The 22221-nt window shown below is 43.4% G+C and carries 17 protein-coding genes and 1 rRNA gene; 9 read left to right on the forward strand and 9 right to left on the reverse strand.

Annotated elements, in window-relative coordinates; all coding sequences use genetic code 11:
* The first annotated feature begins 35 nt into the window (after positions 1-35).
* Positions 36-150, forward strand: a 5S ribosomal RNA gene (gene rrf, locus FNC98_RS02110).
* Between the two features lie 2 nt (positions 151-152).
* Here the strand turns inward: rrf and FNC98_RS16910 are convergent.
* The 4 genes from FNC98_RS16910 to FNC98_RS02125 all read right to left on the reverse strand — a co-directional run bounded on the left by FNC98_RS16910 (position 153) and on the right by FNC98_RS02125 (position 5216).
* Positions 153-275 carry a hypothetical protein gene (locus FNC98_RS16910; protein WP_260680411.1) on the reverse strand — a complete coding sequence of 41 codons (123 nt, stop codon included), beginning with the start codon at positions 273-275 and terminating at the stop codon, positions 153-155.
* A gap of 370 nt (positions 276-645) precedes the next feature.
* Positions 646-1563, reverse strand: coding sequence for a mechanosensitive ion channel family protein (locus FNC98_RS02115; protein ID WP_143579709.1), 918 nt, complete (start codon positions 1561-1563; stop codon positions 646-648).
* A gap of 6 nt (positions 1564-1569) precedes the next feature.
* The gene (locus FNC98_RS02120) at positions 1570-4074 is read right to left on the reverse strand and encodes an AAA family ATPase (RefSeq protein ID WP_185968033.1); all 2505 of its coding nucleotides are present in this window, start codon (positions 4072-4074) and stop codon (positions 1570-1572) included.
* A gap of 167 nt (positions 4075-4241) precedes the next feature.
* The gene (locus FNC98_RS02125; protein ID WP_143579711.1) at positions 4242-5216 is read right to left on the reverse strand and encodes a class 1 fructose-bisphosphatase; all 975 of its coding nucleotides are present in this window, start codon (positions 5214-5216) and stop codon (positions 4242-4244) included.
* A 174-nt stretch (positions 5217-5390) separates the two neighbouring features.
* On the opposite strand from FNC98_RS02125, the gene FNC98_RS02130 reads away from it, so the two are divergent.
* The 8 genes from FNC98_RS02130 to cls all read left to right on the forward strand — a co-directional run bounded on the left by FNC98_RS02130 (position 5391) and on the right by cls (position 18831).
* Positions 5391-7802 (forward strand): zinc-dependent metalloprotease, encoded by a 2412-nt coding sequence (locus FNC98_RS02130; protein ID WP_143579712.1) that lies wholly within the window; start codon positions 5391-5393, stop codon positions 7800-7802.
* Between the two features lie 15 nt (positions 7803-7817).
* Positions 7818-9176 carry a UDP-N-acetylmuramate:L-alanyl-gamma-D-glutamyl-meso-diaminopimelate ligase gene (gene mpl, locus FNC98_RS02135; RefSeq protein WP_143579713.1) on the forward strand — a complete coding sequence of 453 codons (1359 nt, stop codon included), beginning with the start codon at positions 7818-7820 and terminating at the stop codon, positions 9174-9176.
* Between the two features lie 30 nt (positions 9177-9206).
* The gene (locus FNC98_RS02140; RefSeq protein WP_143579714.1) at positions 9207-9824 is read left to right on the forward strand and encodes a flavin prenyltransferase UbiX; all 618 of its coding nucleotides are present in this window, start codon (positions 9207-9209) and stop codon (positions 9822-9824) included.
* A 483-nt stretch (positions 9825-10307) separates the two neighbouring features.
* The gene (locus tag FNC98_RS02145) at positions 10308-13544 is read left to right on the forward strand and encodes an amidohydrolase family protein (RefSeq protein WP_143579715.1); all 3237 of its coding nucleotides are present in this window, start codon (positions 10308-10310) and stop codon (positions 13542-13544) included.
* A gap of 312 nt (positions 13545-13856) precedes the next feature.
* On the forward strand, positions 13857-14477 hold the full coding sequence (gene ssb, locus FNC98_RS02150) for a single-stranded DNA-binding protein (protein ID WP_143579716.1): 621 nt from the start codon (positions 13857-13859) through the stop codon (positions 14475-14477).
* 394 nt (positions 14478-14871) lie between these two features.
* Positions 14872-16956 (forward strand): TonB-dependent receptor, encoded by a 2085-nt coding sequence (locus FNC98_RS02155; protein WP_143579717.1) that lies wholly within the window; start codon positions 14872-14874, stop codon positions 16954-16956.
* A gap of 247 nt (positions 16957-17203) precedes the next feature.
* Positions 17204-17416 carry a hypothetical protein gene (locus tag FNC98_RS02160; RefSeq protein WP_143579718.1) on the forward strand — a complete coding sequence of 71 codons (213 nt, stop codon included), beginning with the start codon at positions 17204-17206 and terminating at the stop codon, positions 17414-17416.
* Complete coding sequence (gene cls / locus FNC98_RS02165) at positions 17413-18831, forward strand: cardiolipin synthase (RefSeq protein ID WP_221932913.1); 1419 nt, start codon at positions 17413-17415, stop codon at positions 18829-18831. Before FNC98_RS02160 ends, cls begins: the two co-directional genes overlap by 4 nt.
* A gap of 8 nt (positions 18832-18839) precedes the next feature.
* Here the strand turns inward: cls and FNC98_RS02170 are convergent, their stop codons facing one another.
* The 5 genes from FNC98_RS02170 to FNC98_RS02185 all read right to left on the reverse strand — a co-directional run bounded on the left by FNC98_RS02170 (position 18840) and on the right by FNC98_RS02185 (position 22131).
* The gene (locus FNC98_RS02170) at positions 18840-19154 is read right to left on the reverse strand and encodes a MerR family DNA-binding protein (protein WP_409574563.1); all 315 of its coding nucleotides are present in this window, start codon (positions 19152-19154) and stop codon (positions 18840-18842) included.
* Entirely contained in the window at positions 19129-19257 is a 129-nt protein-coding gene (locus tag FNC98_RS17045) for a MerR family DNA-binding transcriptional regulator (protein WP_409574564.1), read from the reverse strand. Before FNC98_RS17045 ends, FNC98_RS02170 begins: the two co-directional genes overlap by 26 nt.
* 149 nt (positions 19258-19406) lie before the next feature.
* Positions 19407-19598, reverse strand: a complete 192-nt coding sequence (locus FNC98_RS02175) for a hypothetical protein (RefSeq protein ID WP_143579720.1) — start codon at positions 19596-19598, stop codon at positions 19407-19409.
* A gap of 120 nt (positions 19599-19718) precedes the next feature.
* Positions 19719-20876 carry an anhydro-N-acetylmuramic acid kinase gene (locus FNC98_RS02180; protein WP_143579721.1) on the reverse strand — a complete coding sequence of 386 codons (1158 nt, stop codon included), beginning with the start codon at positions 20874-20876 and terminating at the stop codon, positions 19719-19721.
* On the reverse strand, positions 20848-22131 hold the full coding sequence (locus FNC98_RS02185) for a peptidoglycan DD-metalloendopeptidase family protein (RefSeq protein ID WP_260680412.1): 1284 nt from the start codon (positions 22129-22131) through the stop codon (positions 20848-20850). The genes FNC98_RS02180 and FNC98_RS02185 overlap by 29 nt, the downstream gene beginning before the upstream one ends.
* Positions 22132-22221: the final 90 nt, after the last annotated feature.

Genomic DNA, 22221 nt, shown 5'->3' on the forward strand with positions numbered 1-22221 from the left:
CAACGGGGCAAAAATCTTCTAGCGTACGATTTTTGTCTAGCGACAATAGCGTTGTGGAACCACCTGATCCCATGCCGAACTCAGAAGTGAAACGCAATAGCGCCGATGGTAGTGTGGGAGTTCCCATGTGAGAGTAGGTCATCGCTAGGCTTCTAATTAACGACAAAAGCCCACTCAATCGAGTGGGCTTTTGTCGTTAATAGGGCCGAGAAAACTACTTGCGGGAACGCATGTGAGCGCAGGTAGTCGAAAAGTTGCTCCTGCATTTTCGACATTCACTACATCCCTGTAGCTTATCGCTAGGCCGCGTAAGTATTTAATATTGGCTGAAGAATCAGAAAAATTATAAAGCCCGCTCAGTTGAGCGGGCTTTTTGCGTTTGAGGGACGCTAGCGCAGGTGGATAAAATACTCCCTGCGTCGCATTTTGGGTGGAGTCTAACGAGGGTGGAGCAAAACACTCGACTTCCTCGAGTTTTGGGATACCTAATAACCTTTTTCATTGCAGCTTTGCTGCAACTCCACCAAAAATTGCTCCTCGATAACTGCTCCTCGATAACTGCTCCTGCGTTATTCTAACTGCATACTTCCATGTATATGTGCATTTTTGCATAAAGGTCATCTATGACCAAGACCTTCGAATCGGTTACGGATTCGACTCCACCCTTGAATCGCGTGGAACTCTGTTGAGTTCAATACTTGGTAGTTTAATGCCGTGCAATTCAAATTGCTCTTTAACTCTCAAAGTTATATCGGTTTGAAGATTTTTTTCATACCGGGTATCGAGTACATAGAGTTTGAGAACTAGCTGATATACAACAAAGTTATGCTTTAACACTTGAGAGATATTAACCACTATTGGCTTATTTAGATAAACAAATTTACTTAATGCCGCGTTTTCCCTAATGATTCTTTCTGCCTTAATAAGGTCTTGATAAGGGTCGACAAAAAACTCTATCTGAATTTGCATGTCCAATTCACCATAATTGCCAGATGCGGTGATATCACTAAGGAACACGTTATTTGGTATGGTTACCACATCGTCGTTGAGTGTTTGGAGTTTAACGGATCGCAAACCTATATTGATGACATCACCGTATTCTCCGCCAAATCTTACTCGGTCACCAACCTGAAAGGGGCGGTCAAACATAATGGTAATGCCGGCAACGATCGATGCTGCCAAATCTTTCATCGCAAATCCAATTGCTACAGCGAGTGTACCGCCCATGATTGCCAGGAGCTCTTTACTTATGTCGAAACTCAGTAAGATGACAGTAGCGAAGGTGGCAAAATAGATAATAAACTGAACAAAAAGAAGAACTTTTTGAAATAGTAAGCGTCGTTCAGCAAAAACATCAGTTAACTCAGTAACAATTTTTTTGATGACATTGAGTAAAATCCAAACGACGATAATAAGAATTAATGAAACGAAAAGGCCTGCGGGTCTGATAACATCTGCGAGAGTCGTAATGACCTGAAGTTCTTGCGAAGCCTCTTCACCATAGGCAGGGTTAATAAATAGCATCATCATTAAGGTACTAAGTAATCTATGAATTATCTGCATGGACTTCTACCTGATTAATAAATTTTGACGAGACAGGTATCGGGATACTGAGCGATACCAAAGCCAGCTTATTGAGTATTTATTATCATGAAAACCAATCATCCCATTCGCCTGACATCTCGCCAGTGCGCTTTTTACGGCAAAGTTGCGATAACCGAGATTCCCCTTAATTTCTTTTAATGAGATTGCCCCAAACTGACAAATGACCCTTAACAATAATAACGTTGTTATTTCGTACCCCTCCATCAACGTGGTATCTGGATAATCAGGTAATCTAACGATAATCTTGTCTTTGTCCTGAGCTAAAGAATCCGAAAGTAACCGACAGCTAATCGCTGGATTACCATCGGCATAGCCCCAAATGACTCGATATACGCCACTCTTTTTCTGATTTTCGGGTTCCTCACCCTCATTGTCAGCGAGTTGCCGCGGAATGATTAACTGCGAAAAATCCGGGTCAATATTATTCTGAGCTGTTCGTTGATCAAGCAATGTTTCAATTTCATTTTGGCTCCATGGACTAAGTTTGATGGAGGTCGTGTTGTGTTCTGGCTCTAATCCCAATGCTTTGACAAGAGGCCAGGAGCTACTATTGAAGGTAAGTACACATAAACATTGTCCAGACAGGTTATTGACCCATGAGCAAAGCCTTCTAATTTGTTTTTGACCGTTTGCCTTGGGAGATAATAACAAATGACAATTGTCGATTAGGATAAGTCGAATGTTTTTTTCTACTATAGCGTTTCGAACCTGCTCCATCATTGACTGGTTAATGGGTACATTAAGCTGTTGGGCAAGATCGCAAAGGAGATTTTTGAAGCTCGGTTTGCAGTTTAGTCGCAAATGATTTGGGGTAATTTTACTTAACGAGTTCAGCAAGAATGTTTTTCCAATTCCTCTTTCTCCGACTACCGAGACATGACTCAAGTCGCCGCTATCCATCATCCTTTTCACAAGTTTTATATGCTTGGCATGGACACTTTTTACTTCACCGCCATCAGCGGATATTAACTTTTCCTTTAAAGACGCATCTATATCTGGCAAATGACTGTGTTTATCGATCGCTTCCTGATTATCGTTGATGAACTTTTTCCGGTATATTTCCGTCGTAAATCGCCGACCGGTTTCGGCTTTGGATATGATCTGTAAAAAGATATGTATAGTGCCCATGTATATCGAGTAGAGCACACAAATATTGGCGCTGATAAAGCCTTTTAAACCGGTTTGATTGTTGTGTATGCGCTTTATCCATTCAGGTGCATCCCTTTCCTGTCCTACGACCTGGAAAGCATCCTTTCGCCATTTGCTAATCAAATATAGATATACAGGAATAAAGAGCAGCAGAAAAAGCCTTGAAAGCCATGCGAAGATGGTGACCTCACCGATATAAAGACTCAATAAAGAGTCCATCATCATAAATAGGCCAAACCACCAGATTAACAATTTAATCGAACGGGATTGCTGCTTACTAATGCCCTTCAATAACCCTTGTTTTCCCCTTTCGATCATTTTCTCTAAGAGTTTGAAAATGAATATGGTGATACAGGTCCAAAACGCAACGGTGGATATGGTCGCTTTTGAGATAGGGATTTGCAGCACGTCTAAAAAAGCTAAAATTATGTTTATAAAGATTAGCCATTCTAAAGGGCTGCGAGTTTTGTCGAAATACCAGATAAAACGCGCATATTTGCGCTTGATACTACTAACCGGCTTTTTATCTAGAATCCGTTTTCGCCAATCTGGAAAGCCATCCTTAGACCATGAACGCCACATGTAAAAAAGAAAAATCGCCAGTAGCATTTTTAAAATCGTGGTAATTATGCCTAAAGGAGCCAGCTCAAATCGCTTTGGTATTTCCTTGAAGCGGTCATAGGTTGCTTTGGCGATAACCAACAGCTCCAGCTTTATATAACTAGCTTCAAGCCTGGCCTCTTTAATACCATCGAGTTTAGTGCTGGTGTGTAAAGAGACAAACTCTGGAGGGGCTTCATTGAATATTTTTTCGCGAAGATAAAACAGGTTTTTTACTTCGATAGCCTGTGCGAATAAATGTTGAAAGTACTCGTCGTTGTTTATTTGTGCAAAAAGGCTCAAATCTGTTTTGTCGGAGAGTAAATCCTTTTCAAATTGAGCGACTTTTTCTTCAATAACGGGTCTTAGTCGAAAATAAAACTCCTTATAGTCATTGGGGCTTCGGGTTAAATTGTCGACTTTATCTTTCAGTTCGGCAAATTCTGTTTCAAATTGTTCTAGTTGGCCTTGCGGATTATCTTCGGCATTAGCGACACTTTCAGGTTCGGGTAAAATGCTGTCAGGCTTTTGTATTTGATCTTCGTCTTCCTCTTGCTGAGAGACTGGCTGTTCCTGACTTTCCTCTTCAACATATAGGTCTTGATATAGTACGTTAGGTTTGGGCGGGGCGGCACTGATACAAGGGGAAAGGAAGATTGCTAACAACAGTGCCATGCTAATGGCAACAAGTATAGTTTTATTGTGCGGTTGACCTTGCATCTCAAAAAACCTTAACCATTTGACATCATTAAAATAAAAAGTCATTTACAGTAGAGAATTGACAATCTATTAGTATGGTTCAGGCTGACGTTTTTGCGAGAAAGAAAGTAAATACGAAGCGAAAAAAAAACCGGCGGTTGCCGGTTTTAAAAGGTTGCTAAATTAGGCTACTTGTCGGTGTAATAATTTAAGCATTGTTCTACTTCTTGCTTAGAGCCAAGGATTACTTCAACACGTTGATGGATATCATCAGGTTCAATATCCATGATACGGCCTTGACTGGTAACACTTAAACCACCGGCTTGTTCAATTAGAAAGCTCATTGGATTGGCTTCATACATAAGGCGTAATTTTGCCGGTTTTTCCGGGTTTTTGTTATCTACCGGATAACTGAAGAAACCGCCTCGGGTTAAAATACGATGCACGTCGCCAACCATGGCGCCGTTCCAGCGCATATTGAAGTTACGTCCTCTAGGTCCTTCTTTACCCAATAATAAATCGTTAATGTAAGCGGCCATTGGCGCTTCCCAGAAACGTTGATTGGACATGTTGATGGCAAATTCAGAGGTTTCCTGTGGTACCTGAATATTGCGCTCAGTGAGCATGTAACTACCATGAGTTTTATCCAGCGTATAAAAATGTGTACCGTTACCTGTGGTCATTGCCAATGTAGTGCTAGGTCCATACAATACATAACCGGCACAAACCTGCTTGTGACCCGGTTGCTTGAAGATATCTGGATTCGCGCCATCCATACCTTCAGGGGATTCCATGATTGAGAAAATCGTACCAATCAGAGAGTTGATTTCGATGTTGGAACTACCATCTAGTGGATCAAATGAAACCAGGTATTTGCCGTTTTCGCTTCCGGCTACCGATGTATCCTCTTCTTCTGATGAAATGGCTTTGACGAAACCAGACTCAAGTAAAATATCTTTAAGGAGTTGGTTAGCTACGACATCCAATTGTTTTTGAACTTCACCTTGAATGTTTTCATCGAGCGTAGAACCCATAACCTCACTTAAGTGACCTTGACCTACACGAAATGAAATTTCTTTAGTCGCGGCCAGGATGGTTTTGATTAATGAGATCAGATCCAGAGGGACGTTATCTTCACGAAGAGCAGGAGCGAGACGTTGCATAATTTTGCCTGATATTTATGAATTTATTGTTAAGAGCATTTATTGTACAAAAGATCCCAAAAAATCACTACGCGTAATTTGTCCTAATACTGATAGTTCTATACGGTTTTGTATTAGTTGTACAAACGGAATTAATGTATATTGAACTTCTAAGAATAATTTTAAAGGCTAGTCATGCGCATCTATAAAATCCTTATATTTCTTGTGGTTGTAGTGAGTTCACAGCTCAATGCTCAATCTTTGTCGGAATTTTCTAACGGCAAACAATACTTTGACGGTTTTGTCCCATTTTATTTGGACAATGATTCCGGCAAGGTATATTTACAAATCACAGAATTCAATGAACCATTTTTGTTTCAAAGCAGCCTTCCCCATGGTGTCGGTTCTAATGATATAGGTCTGGATCGCGGCCAACTTGGTGATACCCGATTGGTTCAGTTTGAAAAGCGCGGCGATAAAGTTTTCTTAAGGCAGCTGAACACTTACTATCGAGCCAACAGTGACAATGCCATGGAGCGCCAGGCGGTAGGTGAAGCCTTCGCGAGTTCCATCATTCAGGGGTTTAGTGTTGTAACCTCAGATAAAAATCGAGTGATTATCGATTACACCGATTTTCTTCTATCGGATATTCATGATTTAGCTAATACCCTGAAACAGCGCAAACAAGGGAGTTTTAGTGTTGATAAAAGTCGTAGTGCAGTTTATCAGGAACGAACGAAAGCGTTTGTTGATAATACTGAGCTAGAAGCGATCGTTACCTTTAAAGGACAGGGGACCGGCAGCTATTTAAAATCGGTGACACCGGATGCCAATGCCGTCTCGGTTAATCTGCATCATTCGATGATTCGTCTTCCCGATGATAATTACCAGACCCGCACGTTTCACCCGTTCTCGGGAATGTGGTCGGTGGAATTTGCCGATTACGCCAGCGCTATTGAAGATAACTTAATCCAACGCCTAATCCCTCGTCATCGCTTAGTAAAGAAAAACCCAAATGCCGAGCGAAGTGAAGCGGTTGAGCCGATTATCTACTACTTGGATCCAGGTGTTCCTGAGCCAGTAAAAAGTGCGCTGATAGATGGTGCCATGTGGTGGAATGAAGCGTTTGCAGAGCTTGGTTTTATCGATGCATTCCAAGTGAAAATGTTGCCGAAAGACGCCGACCCTATGGACGTTCGCTATAACGTCATTCAATGGGTTCACCGTGCCACTCGCGGTTGGTCATATGGAGCTTCGGTTATTGACCCGAGAACCGGGGAAATTTTAAAAGGTCACGTAACTCTCGGCTCATTGCGAGTCCGGCAGGATTATTTAATTGCCCTTGGTTTAACCTCGCCATTTAAAGGTGGAGCACAAACCGATACCTCAGAGATGAAAGAGATGGCGTTAGCGCGAATCCGTCAATTGTCTGCGCATGAAGTGGGACACACCTTAGGTATTGCTCATAACTTCTCAGCGAGTGCTAACAACCGCGCCTCAGTTATGGATTATCCACATCCTTATGTAACCTTGAATGAAACCGGTGAAATCGATTTATCGAACGCCTATGATGTTGGAATTGGCGCCTGGGATAAACATGTTATCGCTTATGCTTATGGCATTTATAAAGACGAAGATAAAGCTTTAAAGAATGTGATTCGCGACGCTAAAGACAAGGGACTGAAATATATGTCAGATCCTGATGCTCGTCCTCGTTCTGGCGCTGACGCCCACGGTCATCTTTGGGATAATGGTGAAGATGCTGTTAAAGAATTAACCAGAGTCAGCGACGTTCGTCAAAAAGCATTGGAAAGTTTTGGTACTGACAGTATCCCTGCGGGTACGCCGTTTTCGGAGCTAGAAAACACCTTAGTCCCTATCTATAACTTTCATCGCTACCAGGTGGAAGCGGCGGTTAAACTTATCGCCGGCCTTGATTATCAGTATGCGGTAAAAGGTGAGGACAAATCACCGGTTAAATTAATTCCTGCCGCCAAACAGCAACAGGCTATTTATGCCCTGTTATCAACGCTGGATAGCAAATTTTTAACCTTACCGGAATCGATTCTGGCGTTAATACCACCGAAAGCCTATGGCTATTATCGCGATCGTGAGAGTTTTCCGAGCAAAACCGGAGTAGCGTTCGATCCGGTATCGGCGGCACAAGCGAGTGCTAAACACACGATTAGCCTGATGCTCGAACCGCAACGTTTAGCTCGCTTACAACAGCATAATGCCCGGGATAACACCATCCCAGGCGTAACAGATTTACTCAACCAATTAACCACCAAAACCATCAAAGCGGGTGCTGCAGGTGGAATGGAATTTATTGTGCAACAACGAGTTAACCAGCAAACCCTGGACAGCCTTCTTGGCTTGTATCATCACCCAGAGCTTGTTGGAGAAGTGCGAGCTGATGTTCACAAACATCTTTTGGGTTTAAAAGACTGGTTGCAGATTAATGCTGACAGAGCCGGAAACGATAAGTTATCAAGCCAGTATCACTTGCTTGCAGGCCAGATCATGTATAGTCTGCAGCAAGGTAAGGTGTTTACCCCGGAAGCAAAAGTAAAATTACCACCGGGTTCACCAATAGGAAGTGATTAACAGGCTGTCGCGTTAATGAGCAAACATATTCATATTTTAGGGGTGTGCGGTACCTTTATGGGAGGTATCGCCGCTATAGCTAAGGAATTGGGATTTCGGGTTTCTGGCTCCGATGCCAATGTTTACCCACCGATGAGCACTCAGCTTGAAGCATTGGGCATTGAGCTTAAATCCGGTTATCTGCCAGAGCATCTTGCTGATGAACCCGATTTGGTTATTATTGGCAACGCCATGTCCCGTGGCAATCCTATGGTTGAATATGTTCTAGAGCGTAACATTCCCTATACCTCCGGCCCGCAGTGGCTTCAGGATAACGTTCTGCAACAGCGATGGGTTTTGGCTGTGTCTGGAACCCACGGCAAAACCACGACCAGCAGTATGCTGACCTGGATTCTCGAATACGCGAAACTAACACCAGGTTTTTTAATCGGTGGTGTGCCACAGAACTTCGATAAATCCGCACGTCTTGGCAATGCGCCTTTTTTCGTGATCGAAGCCGATGAATATGACACTGCGTTTTTTGATAAGCGCTCGAAGTTTGTTCATTACCGTCCAAGAACCCTGGTGATTAACAATTTAGAATTCGACCATGCTGATATCTTTGACTCGATCAAAGATATCCAGCGCCAGCTCCATCACTTGATTCGGATGGTTCCGGGGAACGGTTTGATTCTGGCGCCGGATAATGAAAATTATATTCAAGAAACCCTGGCCCAGGGATTGTGGACTGAGACTGAGTTAAGCCGCAGTTCTCAGGGCTGGCAGGCAAATAAGATCCACGGTGATGGCAGTGCGTTTGAAGTGTTTTTTAATAGCGAAAAGCAAGGTGAAGTGCATTGGTCATTATTAGGTGACTTTAATATTGATAACGCCCTGATGGCTATCGGTGCCGCTCGTCATGCCGGGGTTCCGGTTTCGGTATCCTGTGAGGCGTTAGCCGGATTTATCAATACCAAACGCCGCCAGGAATTATTGGGTTCCCCAAATGACATTCATGTCTACGATGATTTTGCCCACCACCCAACGGCCATCACCAAAACCTTAAATGCAATGCGCAGCCATATTGGTGATAAGCGATTAATAGCCGTTTTAGAGCCAAGATCTAACACTATGAAAGCCGGTGTTCATAAAGATACATTGGCGCAGGCGTTTACTGATGCCGATCGGGTGTTTATTTTCAAAGACTCATCGTTTGACTGGTCAGTTGATGACGTCTGTGAGCAGATCAGCAACAGCGCAAGTGCTCATAATGATATTGACGAATTGCTTGGTGAAGTCAGTGACTATGCACAAAGCGGCGATCACATTGTGGTGATGAGTAATGGCGGCTTTTCAGGCTTTCATACTAAGCTTCTAGATATCTTAAAGAAATAAATTAGTTACGGATCAACAAAGGAAATTCAATTGGCTGAATTTAAGGGCAAAATTACGTTGGCCATAACCGGTGCATCCGGTAGTGCTTATGCCATGCGGTTACTCGAATGCCTATTACATGCGGACTATCAGGTTTATGTTCTGGTATCTTCCGCTGCCAGGGTGGTTTTTGATACCGAAATTGGCGTGAAAATTCCAGGAAACCCGGAAAAGGCAAGTGAGTTTTTAATCAAGCATTTTGATTGTAAAGATGAACAGATTCAGGTGTTTGGTAAAGATCAGTGGTTTTCACCAGTGGCTTCAGGTTCAGCGGCACCCAGACAAATGGTGGTGTGTCCCTGCAGTACCGGAACTCTGGCGGCCATTAGTCAGGGCATGAGTGATAACCTGATTGAACGCGCAGCCGATGTGGTCATTAAAGAAAGAGGGCAATTAATTCTGGTGCCCAGAGAAACCCCATTTTCAACCATTCACTTAGCCAATATGCACAGCTTGTCGCAAATGGGCGTCACCATTATGCCGGCAGCGCCAGGGTTTTATCACAATCCAACGTCTATTGAAGACTTGATTGATTTTATGGTTGGACGCATGCTCGATCATTTAGGCATAGATCAAGATATTATGCCACGTTGGGGTTACAGTAATTAATCTGGTATTTGGCGATTATTCGGTTATGTGGCAATTATTCGGTTAAGTAACAATAATTGCCATTTTTTCCTGCATATAATGCTAGCTGTCGAAAATAATTTCCGTTTTATCTCATATTTCCTCGCCTTTAACTCCCAGTTTCTTTACTCCCTCTTGCCTTTATGGTTTATTGCCATAACGTAATACCAATCCTATTAAATTATTGCTCACTCAGTGAGAATTTAAAGGCTTTTAGACAAGGCTTTGATTGCAGAGAATGGTTATTCCATTGTCAAAATCAGTAACGCAGGATAAACGCCTTTAAAACTCACCCGTAGGGAGTTAGTGAGAGGCCCATTTACTGCCCTATATTTCATTAATATAGAATGACTATATCAATAAAATCTATGTTGCAAATGAACCTCGGCCCTAACTCTGAGTTGTGCACAAACTTAGTGGGATTGGTATAAATACTTACTTCAAGAAAATAACAAGGTAGGCGCTATGTCATATCGAGGTTTAAAGCCGTCGCTGATTGCGGCGAGTCTTTCTCTGTTCTTTGCATCGCAAGGCAGTGCAATCGCTGCTGAAAAGGCGACAGAAAATTCTGAAAAAGCAAAGGCTGAATGGTCGGTAAATGATCCTATGGGTGAATTTAAATCAGTAACCATTGATGTTACTGAAGGGACCTGGATGAATGTGGATATCAGTCCTGATGGTAAAACACTGGTATTTGATTTGCTCGGTGACATTTACACCATGCCGGTGACTGGCGGTGAAGCGAAAGCGCTAATGACCGATATCGCCTGGCAAATGCAGCCAACCTTTTCTCCTGACGGCAAGTACATCGCATTTACATCGGATCAGGGCGGTGGAGATAACCTTTGGGTGATGGAAGCTGATGGTTCAAACCCTGTTGCCGTTACCAAAGAAACATTTCGTCTTGTGAACTCTCCAGCCTGGAGTCCAGATGGCAACTATTTAGTTGGCCGTAAACATTTTACCGGTTCTCGCTCACTTGGCGCCGGTGAAGTCTGGATGTACCACAAGACCGGTGGTAGTGGCATGATGTTGACCAAACGTCCGAATCAACAAAAAGATTTGGGTGAGCCGGCATTTTCTCCTGATGGCCGTTATGTCTATTTCTCACAGGATGCGACCCCGGGTAAGACCTTCCACTACTCAAAAGATAGTGAAAAGGGCATTTATAAAATTAAGCGTCTGGATCGTGAAACCGGCGATATCGAAGTGATCTTGTCAGGCCGCGGTGGTGCGATTCGCCCAACGCCATCTCCCGACGGTAAGAAGCTTGCTTATATCAGCCGTGTTGATTTTCAGAGCACCCTATTTATCTACGATATTGAAACCGGTGAAAAAATCGCAGTCTACGACAAGCTAGATCGTGACATGCAGGAAACCTGGGCGATTCACGGTGTTTATCCAACCATGGCCTGGACACCAGATAACGACGAGATTATTTTCTGGGCCGGCGGTAAAATCCATAAATTGGATGTTGATAGCCAAGAATCCAGCGTGATTGATTTTCATGTAAAAACTGAAAAGCAAATGCAGGAAACCGTGCGTTTTGAGCAGGATATCGACGTTGAAAACTTTGACGTGAAGATGCTTCGCGATGTTGAAATTTCACCTGATGGCAGCAAAGTGGTGTTCGAAGCATTAGGTCATGTCTATGTGCGCTCTCTGCCGGATGGTAAGCCTAAGCGCTTAACTAAGCAGACTAGCCATTTTGAATTAAACCCGAGCTTTTCTCGCGATGGTAAGCAAATTGTTTTTGCTACCTGGAATGATCAAAAACAAGGCAATATTCGTGTGGTATCAGCACGCAGTGGCCGTGGTAAAAACCTATTAGAAGAGCCGGGTAAATATATCGAACCGGTATTTTCTCCGGACGGTAAAACCGTGGTTTACCGAAAAGCCCAGGGAGGATTTATCACCCCACCGGCTCATAGCTTGGAGCCTGGTATTTATGCGGTTTCTGCTAAAGGTGGTGATGCCAATCTAATTACCGAGAACGGTATTCAGCCACAATTTGCCGATCGTAATGATCGTATTTATCTGCAACGTTACGGTGAAATGCCAGAACTAGCGCGCATTGATCTTGATGGCAAGAATGAAAAAACCTTGTACACAGGTAAGTATGCAACCGAGTTTCGCGTAGCACCAAATGGTCAGTATCTGGCTTTTGCTGAGCGCTTCAAAGTATTTGTCACGCCTCTCGTGGAACGCGGTGATGTGATCAACATCGGTCCATCAGCGACTAATATTCCGGTTCGCAAGCTTTCTGCCCGAGCTGGTGAGAGTATCAGTTTCAATGGCGACAGTGATGAAATCTACTGGAGCCTTGGACCAAATCTTTATCAGGCTTCTTTATCGGGGATGTTTGATATCAAATCCGCAGATGCAGATACAGACGCAGATACAGCCGAAGCGTCTGAGCCTGTGGTAACCGCAATCGGTTTTGAGAAGAAAACTGATGCGCCAGAAGGTTTAGTCGCCTTTGTCGGTGGTAAAGTCGTGACGATGGAAGGTGATAAAGTTATTAACGATGGTGTGGTTTTAGTTGAAGGTAATCACATTAAAGCCGTTGGTACCAAGGCCGATATTACTATCCCTAAATCGGCAAAAGTTATCGATACTAGTGGCAAAACCGTTATGCCTGGGTTAATTGATGCGCATGCTCATGGTGCACAGGGTAGCAATGAAATCATTCCTCAGCAAAACTGGAAAAATTACGCAACATTAGCCTTGGGTGTTACCACAATCCATGACCCGTCTAATGACACGACAGAGATTTTCGCTGCCAGTGAATTGCAGAAAAATGGTCAAATTGTCGCGCCGCGTATTTTCTCAACCGGTAGTATCCTATACGGTGCCTCTGCACCTGGTTATACGTCTCATGTAGATAGCCTCGATGATGCCCGTTTTCAGGTGGAACGATTAAAGTCAGTTGGTGCATTTACGGTGAAATCGTATAACCAACCGCGTCGTAACCAACGTCAGCAAATTATTCAGGCTGGTCGTGAAATGGGCGTAATGGTGGTACCAGAGGGTGGTTCGTTATTGCAACACAACCTGACCATGGTTGCCGACGGTCATACTTCCCTTGAGCACTCGATTTCCACCGCTAAGATTTATGATGATATTCGTCAGTTCTGGAAAGCGACGGATACCGCATACGTTCCAACCTTGGTTGTCGCCTACGGTGGTATCTCTGGCGAGCACTACTGGTATGATAAAACTGAAGTCTGGAAACATCCGCTATTGAGCAAGTATGTGCCAATGGACGTACTAGCACCGCGCTCTATGCGTCGCACTACAGCGCCTGAGCATCACTACAATCACATCAGTGTTGCTGAAGTGGCTAAAGAAATGCTGGATATGGATATTCTTGTGGGAATCGGTGCCCATGGTCAGCGCGAAGGTTTAGGTGCTCACTGGGAGATGTGGATGATGGCTCAGGGTGGCATGACCGCTCTGGAAGCAATCCGCACAGCAACCATAGATCCGGCAAAGCATTTAGGTCTTGATAAGCAGCTAGGTTCTCTTAGCGCAGGCAAGCTTGCCGATATTATCGTTGTTGATGGCGACGTTACTCAGGATATCCGTAAGTCTGATCGTGTTGAGCAAGTGATGATCAATGGTCGATTATACGATGCCAACACCATGAATGAAGTTGGCAATTATGATAATGAGCGTCAGCCATTTTTCTTTGAAGACTAAGCTTGTCGACGTGTAACTCTGTCAATGAAGATTGAAAAATAGAGGGTTACATCTTGATATTTATTACAAAAGCCACGCATTGCGTGGCTTTTGTTTTTTCATCGAAAAAAGCGCTGAATAAGGCAAAAAATTAGTAGCTGAAAAAGTGTCTTTAAAGGTGCATATTTTTACTTTAGAATCTCGCTTTCGAGTGATAAACTGATTTTCTTCTTCGCAGATTTTGTCGCGAAGGACACAGCGAATGTAGCTCGTACACACTCCTTAACGGCGAGTTATTATCATAATTAGCAAAAGACAATACAGGATTTAATCATGGCCAGTCGTGGTGTAAATAAAGTAATTATTGTAGGTAATTTAGGGCAAGACCCTGAAGTTCGTTTTTTCCCTAGCGGTGGTGCGGTATGTAACGTAACGATCGCAACCTCAGAAAGCTGGAAAGACAAGCAAACCGGTGAGCAAAAAGAGATCACCGAGTGGCATCGCGTCGTATTCAACAATCGCCTGGCGGAAATTGCTGGCGAGTACCTGAAAAAAGGTTCAAAAGTTTATGTTGAAGGTCGCTTACAGACACGTAAATGGCAGAATCAGCAGGGACAGGATCAGTACACTACGGAAATCCGTGCTAACGAAATGCAAATGTTAGATTCTCGTGGTGCAGGCCAGGGCGCTGGCCAAGGTGGTGGTTTTAACCAAAGCCAGGCTGGTGGATTCAACCAGCAATCTGCTCAACAACCAGCAATGCAGCAGGGTGGTTATCAGCAAAACCAGGGTGGCTTTAATCAGCAATCTTCACAACCTGCGGCTCAGCAACCACAACAACAGGGTGGCTTCCAGCAAAACCAGGGCGGTTTCCAGCAAAATAACCAACAGCAGGCTCCTAAGGTAAACCCACAAGAGCCGGTAATGGATTTTGACGACGATATTCCGTTTTAACGACTAACAAAATTGACTTTGTTGATTTTTATAATAAAGGCCTGTTTTTGCAGGCCTTTTTTTTTGGTGTTGAAGTTCCTTAATAATAGCATGAGTTATAGCTAACCTTATTTGGGCGAGAATATCGCTATAAACTATCGTTGTTTTAATGCCTTCCGTTATTGGTGATCCTCAGGAAACCCCAATTAGCTCCATTGCTTTTTTCGTCAGGTGATTTGATAAAATTTTAGTTTGTGAATATTCTTAAATTTTATTTGCAAATGATAATAGTTCGCATTAATATTACGCCCAATTCTTCTTAACTCCGAAAGCGCAGGTGTAAACTAGCGAATTATCGCTCACTTGCGACGGATACCGATCTTATCTGGTACAACGACTAACAAAGGCTAATAAAGTGAAATTTAAACTGACAAGTATCGCAGCTGCTTTGATTGTAAGTAATTCTGTAATTGCGGATGATCACAAAGATATTGAGAAAATTGTAGTTGAAGGGCGATACCTTTCTATCAATGAATCCAATTCGATTAAATCTCCGACGCCTATCATCGATGTACCACAAAGTCTTTCCATTGTTACTGCACAGCAAATCACCGAGCAGGGTTTTACCAGCATTGGCGATATCATTGATTACACCCCGGGTGTAAATACCTCTCAAGGTGAAGGTCATCGTGACTCGGTAGTGTTCCGTGGTGTGCGTTCAACTGCAGATTTCTTTATTGACGGTAATCGTGATGACGTTCAGTACTACCGTGCGCTTTACAACATCGAGCAGGTTGAAATCCTACGTGGCCCAAATGCTTTATTGTTCGGTCGTGGCGGTACAGGCGGTATTTTAAACCGTGTAACTAAAAAAGCCGAAATTGGTGATCAATTTACCGGTTATAAAGCCTATGCGAATTCCTTCGGTGGCTGGGATGCGGAAATCGATACTAACTTTTCTACCTCTAAATCTTCAGCGGTTCGTATCAATGCCATGTACGAGCAATTAGAGAATGATCGTGATTTTTTTGACGGTGAGCGCATCGGTTTCAACCCAACGGCTCGCTTTCAATTAAGTGATTATTCAACCTTAGATTTATCTTACGAGTATATTAATCATGATCGCTTTATCGATCGTGGTATTCCAACCGGTATTGATGGCAAGCCAGTTGAAGCGTTAAAAGATGTGGTATTTGGCGACCCGGATAATAACTATCAAACTCTTGATGCACATGTATTCCGAGCGTCTTTAGAGCAAGAATTTAATGACAACCTAAAAGGTAACTTCAACGCCTTTTACGGTGAATACGATAAAGTTTATTCCAACTTTTACGCAAGCGGCTATGACCAGACCACCAATATCGTGACGCTTGATGGTTATGTCGATAGCACCGAACGCGACAATCTAATCTTGTCTGCTAATTTGGTTGGTGATTTCATGACAGGCTCTCTTGAGCATACCTTAATCTTTGGTGGTGAATATATTCAGACTAATTCCGATCAGGACCGAATCAATCCAGTATTTTCTTCCACTGGCAATGACAAAGAAAGCTTCATCGCTAGCCGACCACTGGATTTTAGCAGTTTAGCTGGTGTAAATGCTCAGGGTCTTGCAGTTACAGCTACCTTTAGCGACCTCAATGATGATACTCGAGTAACTTTGGATGTTTACTCGGTTTATATTCAGGATGAAATTCAGTTAACCGATAACTTTGATTTAGTTTTAGGGGCGCGTTTTGACAGCTTCGATATCGAAGTTTTCAATGCTGACCCGGATGTACTTGAAACACGCTCACGTACCGATGAAGAAGTGTCTCCTCGTGCCGGTTTAATCTATAAGCCAAAAGAGAATATCTCGCTTTATGCGAGCTACAGCGAATCATTTTTACCTCGCAGTGGTGAGCAGTACGCCAACATCAATGGTGATAATGATCAACTAGATCCTGATACCTACAAGAGTAAAGAAATCGGTCTTAAGTGGGATTTCGCGCAAGGCTTAAGTTTTACGGCGGCGGTATTTGAAAATGAACAGAAATCGCCACAGGTTTCCGATAATGATTCTTCAAAGCTTGATGTCATCGAGTCAGAAATCTCTGGTTTTGAATTGCAACTTGCCGGTCAGTTGACAGACGACTGGTCACTTTCTGTTAACTACAGCAACCTTGAAGGTGAGAATGGCAGTACCGGCAAAACACCTCGTGAATTGCCAGAAAACACCTTCTCTGTATGGTCTACTTATCAGGTAACCCATGCCTTCGGTTTTGGTTTGGGCGCGATTTATCAGGATGATAGCTTCATCGACAATGGTAACACCCGTGTATTACCAAGCTATACTCGCGTTGATGCCTCAGCTTATTACGATGTAAGCGACGAGTTGCGCGTACAGTTAAACATTGAAAACTTAACTGACGAGCTTTACTTCCCGAATGCGCATTCAACGCACCAGGCAACCGTAGGTGCGCCACTAAATGCGATGGTTACCCTGGTTGGTCGCTTCTAATCGATTGATTTGCAGTGATACCTGAATAACATGAAAAAGCCGATGCATCGCATCGGCTTTTTTGATGACCGTTGATTATTCTTAAACCTCAGACAATTCCACCTAAAATCTTGGTAGATAAACCCTGACAAGTTGCTCCTTATGATAATCGCCGACTAGACTAATACCAATTCGATTAAATTCTCACCGAGTAAGGAAAACACCCGGTGAAATTGGTATAAGTGATTATATTCATTCGAGGATTATCATGACTGACATTAAATCTACCTCGACTATGCTGCCTTTGTGGAAACGCTGTCTCATTACGCTTGCCGTCATGTTAGTAGTAAGCTTTTTAATTGGTTTGCTAGTGCGCAGTATTTTAGGTTTTTCCCTGCCTGATTACGTATCCGGTGTTGTTGGCGGATTTTCTTCGATATTAATCTGGGAATTTCTAAAGCGCGTTCGGCCTAAATCTTGATCATTATCGGTATAGTTTTATCGGTACTCTACGTACTGGGTATTATCTCAGCATTTCATGCTGTCATTTATAATCGTACATCTCAGGGCGCTATTGCCTGGGCACTTTCGTTGTTGTCCTTTCCTTTTATCGCCGTTCCCGCCTATTGGATCTTCGGGCGTAAAAAATTTGAAGGCTATGTGCTGGCGCGGAAAAAGTTGCTTGATAATCAAGAGGACGACCCTGCCGATATGGTAACCCATATCAAGCCATACGTTGTATCACAACAGGAACTTAACCCTCAGATTCACGCTGCTGAACGGATGGCAAGAGTGCCATTGGTTACCGGGAATTATTGTGAATTATTGATAAATGGCGAAGCCACATTTGACTCTATTTTTGCTGGGATAGAACAAGCTAAGGATTATGTGCTGGTGCAGTTTTACATTGTCCGCCCAGATGGCTTAGGGAATCGCTTAAAAAACCTGCTGATTGAAAAAGCCAGGCAGGGGGTGCGGGTATTCTTTTTATATGATGAACTTGGCTCAGTCGGTATTGGTACGTCTTATATTCAACAATTGCAGGAAGCGAATGTCGTTGTGCATCCATTCAATACCCGCAAAGGCATTCATAACTTATTTCAGGTTAATTTTCGAAATCACCGCAAAGTGGTGGTTGTCGATGGCCAGGTTGCCTGGATTGGTGGCCATAATGTCGGTGATGAATATCTTGGGAAAGATGAAAAAATGAGCCCTTGGCGAGATACCCATGTAAAAATCTCTGGACCTGCAGCACTTGCGGCGCAGGTTTCGTTTTTGGAAGACTTCCGCTGGGCGGCGGATTACTTTCCGGATCTAACCTGGCAAATCACCGCTCAACATGACGAACAACAACCCGTACTTATCGTGCCTACGGGACCCGCCGACGAAATGGATACGGCTTTGTTGATGTTCTCCCATATCATCAATAATGCCGAACATCGTATCTGGATATCGACACCGTATTTTGTTCCCGATGAATCGGTTATTCTCGCTCTAAAATTAGCAAGGCTTCGCGGCGTTGATGTTCGAATAATCGTACCAGAGGTTCCTGACAATCTACTCACCTATTTTGCCGCTTTCAGTTTTTTCGACGATTTGGTAAACAGTGGCGTCAATTTTTATCGCTATCAGGTAGGGTTTACTCACCAGAAAGTTTTATTAGTCGATGATAACTTGTCATCCATAGGTACAGCCAATTTTGATAATCGCTCCTTTCGACTCAACTTCGAAATAACGGCGCTCGTCGGTAGTGAGGAATTTGCAAAAGATGTCCAGTCAATGTTCGAATCGGATTTTGGCCGAAGTACGATGATGAATGATGACGATTACAGTAATAAATCTATCTGGTTTAAATTTGCTGTTAATGCATGTCGCTTGTTCGCGCCAGTACTTTAAACGACCATTTATTGGGTTTCGATATGTAGGCCCGGGCCTTGTTCTGCGGCAATATCACCTGGATTAACCAATTGACAACGTTTCATTGATAAACATCCACAGCCGATGCAACCATCAATATTGTCCCTTAGCGCTGTTAACGCCTTTATTTGCTCGTCTAACTGCTGATGCCAATTGCGGGATAATTGTTGCCAGTCGCTGGTGGTGACTTTCTTGTGGTTGGGTAACTGATCGAATTGTTGTTTTATTTGTGCCAGGCTAATGGAAATTTTAATTACGGTTATGACCCGAATCGTGTTAACGGCGATGATTGCTGCTGTCAAGAAAGGATTTGATCAATCCTTTATTCTCATAAAAATGTAGCGTGGAGATAGCGACGCCGGTGCGCTTGGCGAGTTCACCAACGGCAAGTTCTTTTTCAACCAAGATCACAGCTCTTTGTTAAACAATAATTCTAGAGTAACCGGAATCGGATTTAATGGATAGTGGAATGTATTAGTAGATAAAAACACGCCAGAGTCCGTAACCGCGACTCTGGCGTGAGAGGGAGAAACTGTTTAAATCGATACTACGATTTAGTAATAATAATCGTCATGATTGTGTATTTGCGGGTCGTCTATTATCTCTTCAAGTCCCACTTCAAAACTGTGGTTGTCCTGTAAATCCGTGAGATAAACCGTCTGAGTTGCACCATCAACCCAGGTTACCGTGCCACTTCCCTTTCGACTACCGCAGATCATTCCTATGCGAATCTTGTCAAAATCCATACTTCCTCCGAGTTTTAGTGAAAGTGATAGATATGGGCCGGCGTTATGCCGACAACGAAGATTAAGACTCAGCTTTGGCGTAATAGTTCAAATTAATTTCTAAGTTTTGAGAAAAGTAATTTAAGGCAGGTATTCAATACCCAGTGGGACGGCTTTAGACGCACCGGTTACACACGGCAAATTGGATGGTAATTTAAGGTCAAATTGTCGGCCTAACCAGGCAAATACTTCGGCTTCAAGAGTTTCATTATCGACGCCTTTATCGGACGAATTCATCACTTGATGCTTAGGTAGTAATTGCGCAAGGGCGTCAAGTAAACGTTGGTTGTTAGCGCCGCCACCACAAATGATAACCTCGCCAGAGCTACTAAGCTCAAGCACGGTATCGGCAATGGTTTCACACGTTAGTGCCAATAAAGTTGCCTGTATATCCTGTGGTGCATTTTCCATAGCACCCGAGGTAAATTCAGCTAACCTCTCGTTTAACCAGTCCATCTGAAAATACTCACGGCCTGTACTTTTCGGATAAGGCAATGCGAAAAAAGGATCGCGTTTAAATATTTTCAATAACTCAGCTATCACATTACCCTGATTCGCCCAGTCGCTATTGATGTCGATGCCATGGCTGCAGTCAGGATTGTGCTGGCGGTACCAGTCATCGAGTAATGCATTGCCAGGGCCAATATCGAAGCCGCATATGTCTTGCTCACTATGTGCCGGCAGGAAAGTAATATTACTAATGCCGCCGATATTAATGACACATACATTGGCATTATCACGGTGAAAAATCGCCTGATGATAAGCTGGCACCAAAGGTGCACCCTGGCCGCCGAGAGCCATGTCTTTTTGTCGAAATTGACCGATAACACGAATACCTGTCTGGCAGGCTAATGTTTGGTTGCAACCGATTTGCAGGGTAAATGGGGTTTTGCCTTCAGGGCGATGGCGGATAGTCTGGCCATGATTGGCGATTGCGCAGATATCGGAAGCCGTTAAGTTCTGCTGCACCAAAAATTCATTGATTGCGTTAGAAAAGTACACTGCCAAAGCTTTATCCAGAGAGCCGGCACGATCAATCTCATTGTCACCGGGTACATAAAGCGAGGTAATTTGCTCGCGGATTTCTTTGCTGTATGGGGTGAAATAGCTGGCGATTAATTGCGGCTGTGAATGGGCAAAATCGACCAGCGCCAAATCGATACCATCAGCGCTGGTTCCAGACATTAAGCCAATATAAAGGCTGGTTTGGTTATTCGGCGACTGGTTCTTGGCTGACATCCGTAGCGGCCAATAAAGTGCGTTTTGAACCCTGAAGTTCGGTTAATAACTGAGTTGCCGAAGCGGTAAACTCTTCCTGATATTTCTTATCGATAGGTAAGGCGTCAGGCAGTTTAACGGTACGTGGATTACGATGTACGCCGTTTAGCAGGAATTCGTAATGCAAATGTGGTGCTTGTGATAATCCAGTTGAACCGACGTATCCGATTACCTGGCCCTGTTTCACGCGTTGACCCTTTTTAACCGCACGTTTAGAAAAGTGCAGATATTTGGTTACGATATTATTGGCGTGCTGAATAAACACATAGTTACCGTTGTACTTGTTGTACGTCGAGGCGATAACTCGGCCATTACCCGCAGCTTTTACAGGAGTTCCTGTTGGCGCTCGATAATCAACACCATTGTGGGCTTTATATCGTTTTAAGATTGGATGATAACGTTTAGGTTTGAAATTGGAACTGATGTAGTTAAAGCTAACCGGCGCTCGTAAGAAGGATTTGCGCATGCTTTTACCACTAGGCGTGTAGTACTCGCCATCTTTAAAACGCACCGCCTGGAACATTTCGCCCTGGTTTTCGAATTCTGCGGCAAGGATTGCACCATGGCCGACAAATTCACCATCAATGTATTCGTTTTCGTACATCACACTGAAGTTGTCTCCAGCACGAATATCTAAAGCGAAATCAATATCCCAACCAAAAATATTGGCCAGATTCATGATCTGGGCATTAGTCATGCCAGCACCTAGAGCTGCGTTCCAGAAGTTTGACTTAATGGTAGCTTGAGCATAAGAAATGCGACGCTCAACTTGTTTCTCGTCGTAGGTTACTGCATAGCCGCTATCTTGCTCGTTGAGCAATAAGGTTTTAATCGGCGATACTGCATATTTCAGCGCGATTAATTGTTTATCATCATTGCTGGCGATTTCTATTTCATCACCAACTTTGAGTCGTTTGAGAACGTCAGCGCCTTCGGTATTAGCAATTTGATGCGTAGTTTTTGCGCTAAAACCCAAACGGGAAAGAATTTTGCCGAGGGAATCGCCACCATTGACCGTAACGGTTTGCCAATGAACTGAGTCTGAAGCATTGCTAGCTTCGCTCTGTTCGCTTGTTACTGCCAGATGGGTAAGCTCTAACTTGTTTTTCTCACCGATCGCGACTGATGGTAAACCTGCAACTTTATGGTCCTTGCCGGACTTTGATGGCAAAAGCAGCAAAAATAGCACGAAAAAGCTGCAACAAATGATTAACATTTGATGCTTACGGGGAAGTTGTGAATAAAGATTAATTATATTATTCAAAGTATTAACGCTATTTCTTGGGATTTTCATGGGTGTATCATT

Origin of the sequence: Thalassotalea sp. PS06, assembly GCF_007197775.1 — a bacterium.
Taxonomy (GTDB): Bacteria; Pseudomonadota; Gammaproteobacteria; order Enterobacterales; family Alteromonadaceae; genus Thalassotalea_A.

What these genes read in the sequence shown, in the direction of transcription:
- FNC98_RS02145 (WP_143579715.1), top strand. Translation starts at nt 10,308, where the DNA reads ATGTCATATCGAGGTTTAAAGCCGTCGCTGATTGCGGCGAGTCTTTCT.
- FNC98_RS02180 (WP_143579721.1), bottom strand. Translation starts at nt 20,876, where the DNA reads ATGTCAGCCAAGAACCAGTCGCCGAATAACCAAACCAGCCTTTATATT.
- FNC98_RS16910 (WP_260680411.1), bottom strand. Translation starts at nt 275, where the DNA reads ATGTCGAAAATGCAGGAGCAACTTTTCGACTACCTGCGCTCACATGCG.
- FNC98_RS02185 (WP_260680412.1), bottom strand. Translation starts at nt 22,131, where the DNA reads ATGTTAATCATTTGTTGCAGCTTTTTCGTGCTATTTTTGCTGCTTTTG.
- ssb (WP_143579716.1), top strand. Translation starts at nt 13,857, where the DNA reads ATGGCCAGTCGTGGTGTAAATAAAGTAATTATTGTAGGTAATTTAGGG.
- FNC98_RS02115 (WP_143579709.1), bottom strand. Translation starts at nt 1,563, where the DNA reads ATGCAGATAATTCATAGATTACTTAGTACCTTAATGATGATGCTATTT.
- FNC98_RS02130 (WP_143579712.1), top strand. Translation starts at nt 5,391, where the DNA reads ATGCGCATCTATAAAATCCTTATATTTCTTGTGGTTGTAGTGAGTTCA.
- FNC98_RS02125 (WP_143579711.1), bottom strand. Translation starts at nt 5,216, where the DNA reads ATGCAACGTCTCGCTCCTGCTCTTCGTGAAGATAACGTCCCTCTGGAT.
- FNC98_RS02175 (WP_143579720.1), bottom strand. Translation starts at nt 19,598, where the DNA reads ATGGATTTTGACAAGATTCGCATAGGAATGATCTGCGGTAGTCGAAAG.
- FNC98_RS02120 (WP_185968033.1), bottom strand. Translation starts at nt 4,074, where the DNA reads ATGCAAGGTCAACCGCACAATAAAACTATACTTGTTGCCATTAGCATG.
- FNC98_RS02160 (WP_143579718.1), top strand. Translation starts at nt 17,204, where the DNA reads ATGACTGACATTAAATCTACCTCGACTATGCTGCCTTTGTGGAAACGC.
- mpl (WP_143579713.1), top strand. Translation starts at nt 7,818, where the DNA reads ATGAGCAAACATATTCATATTTTAGGGGTGTGCGGTACCTTTATGGGA.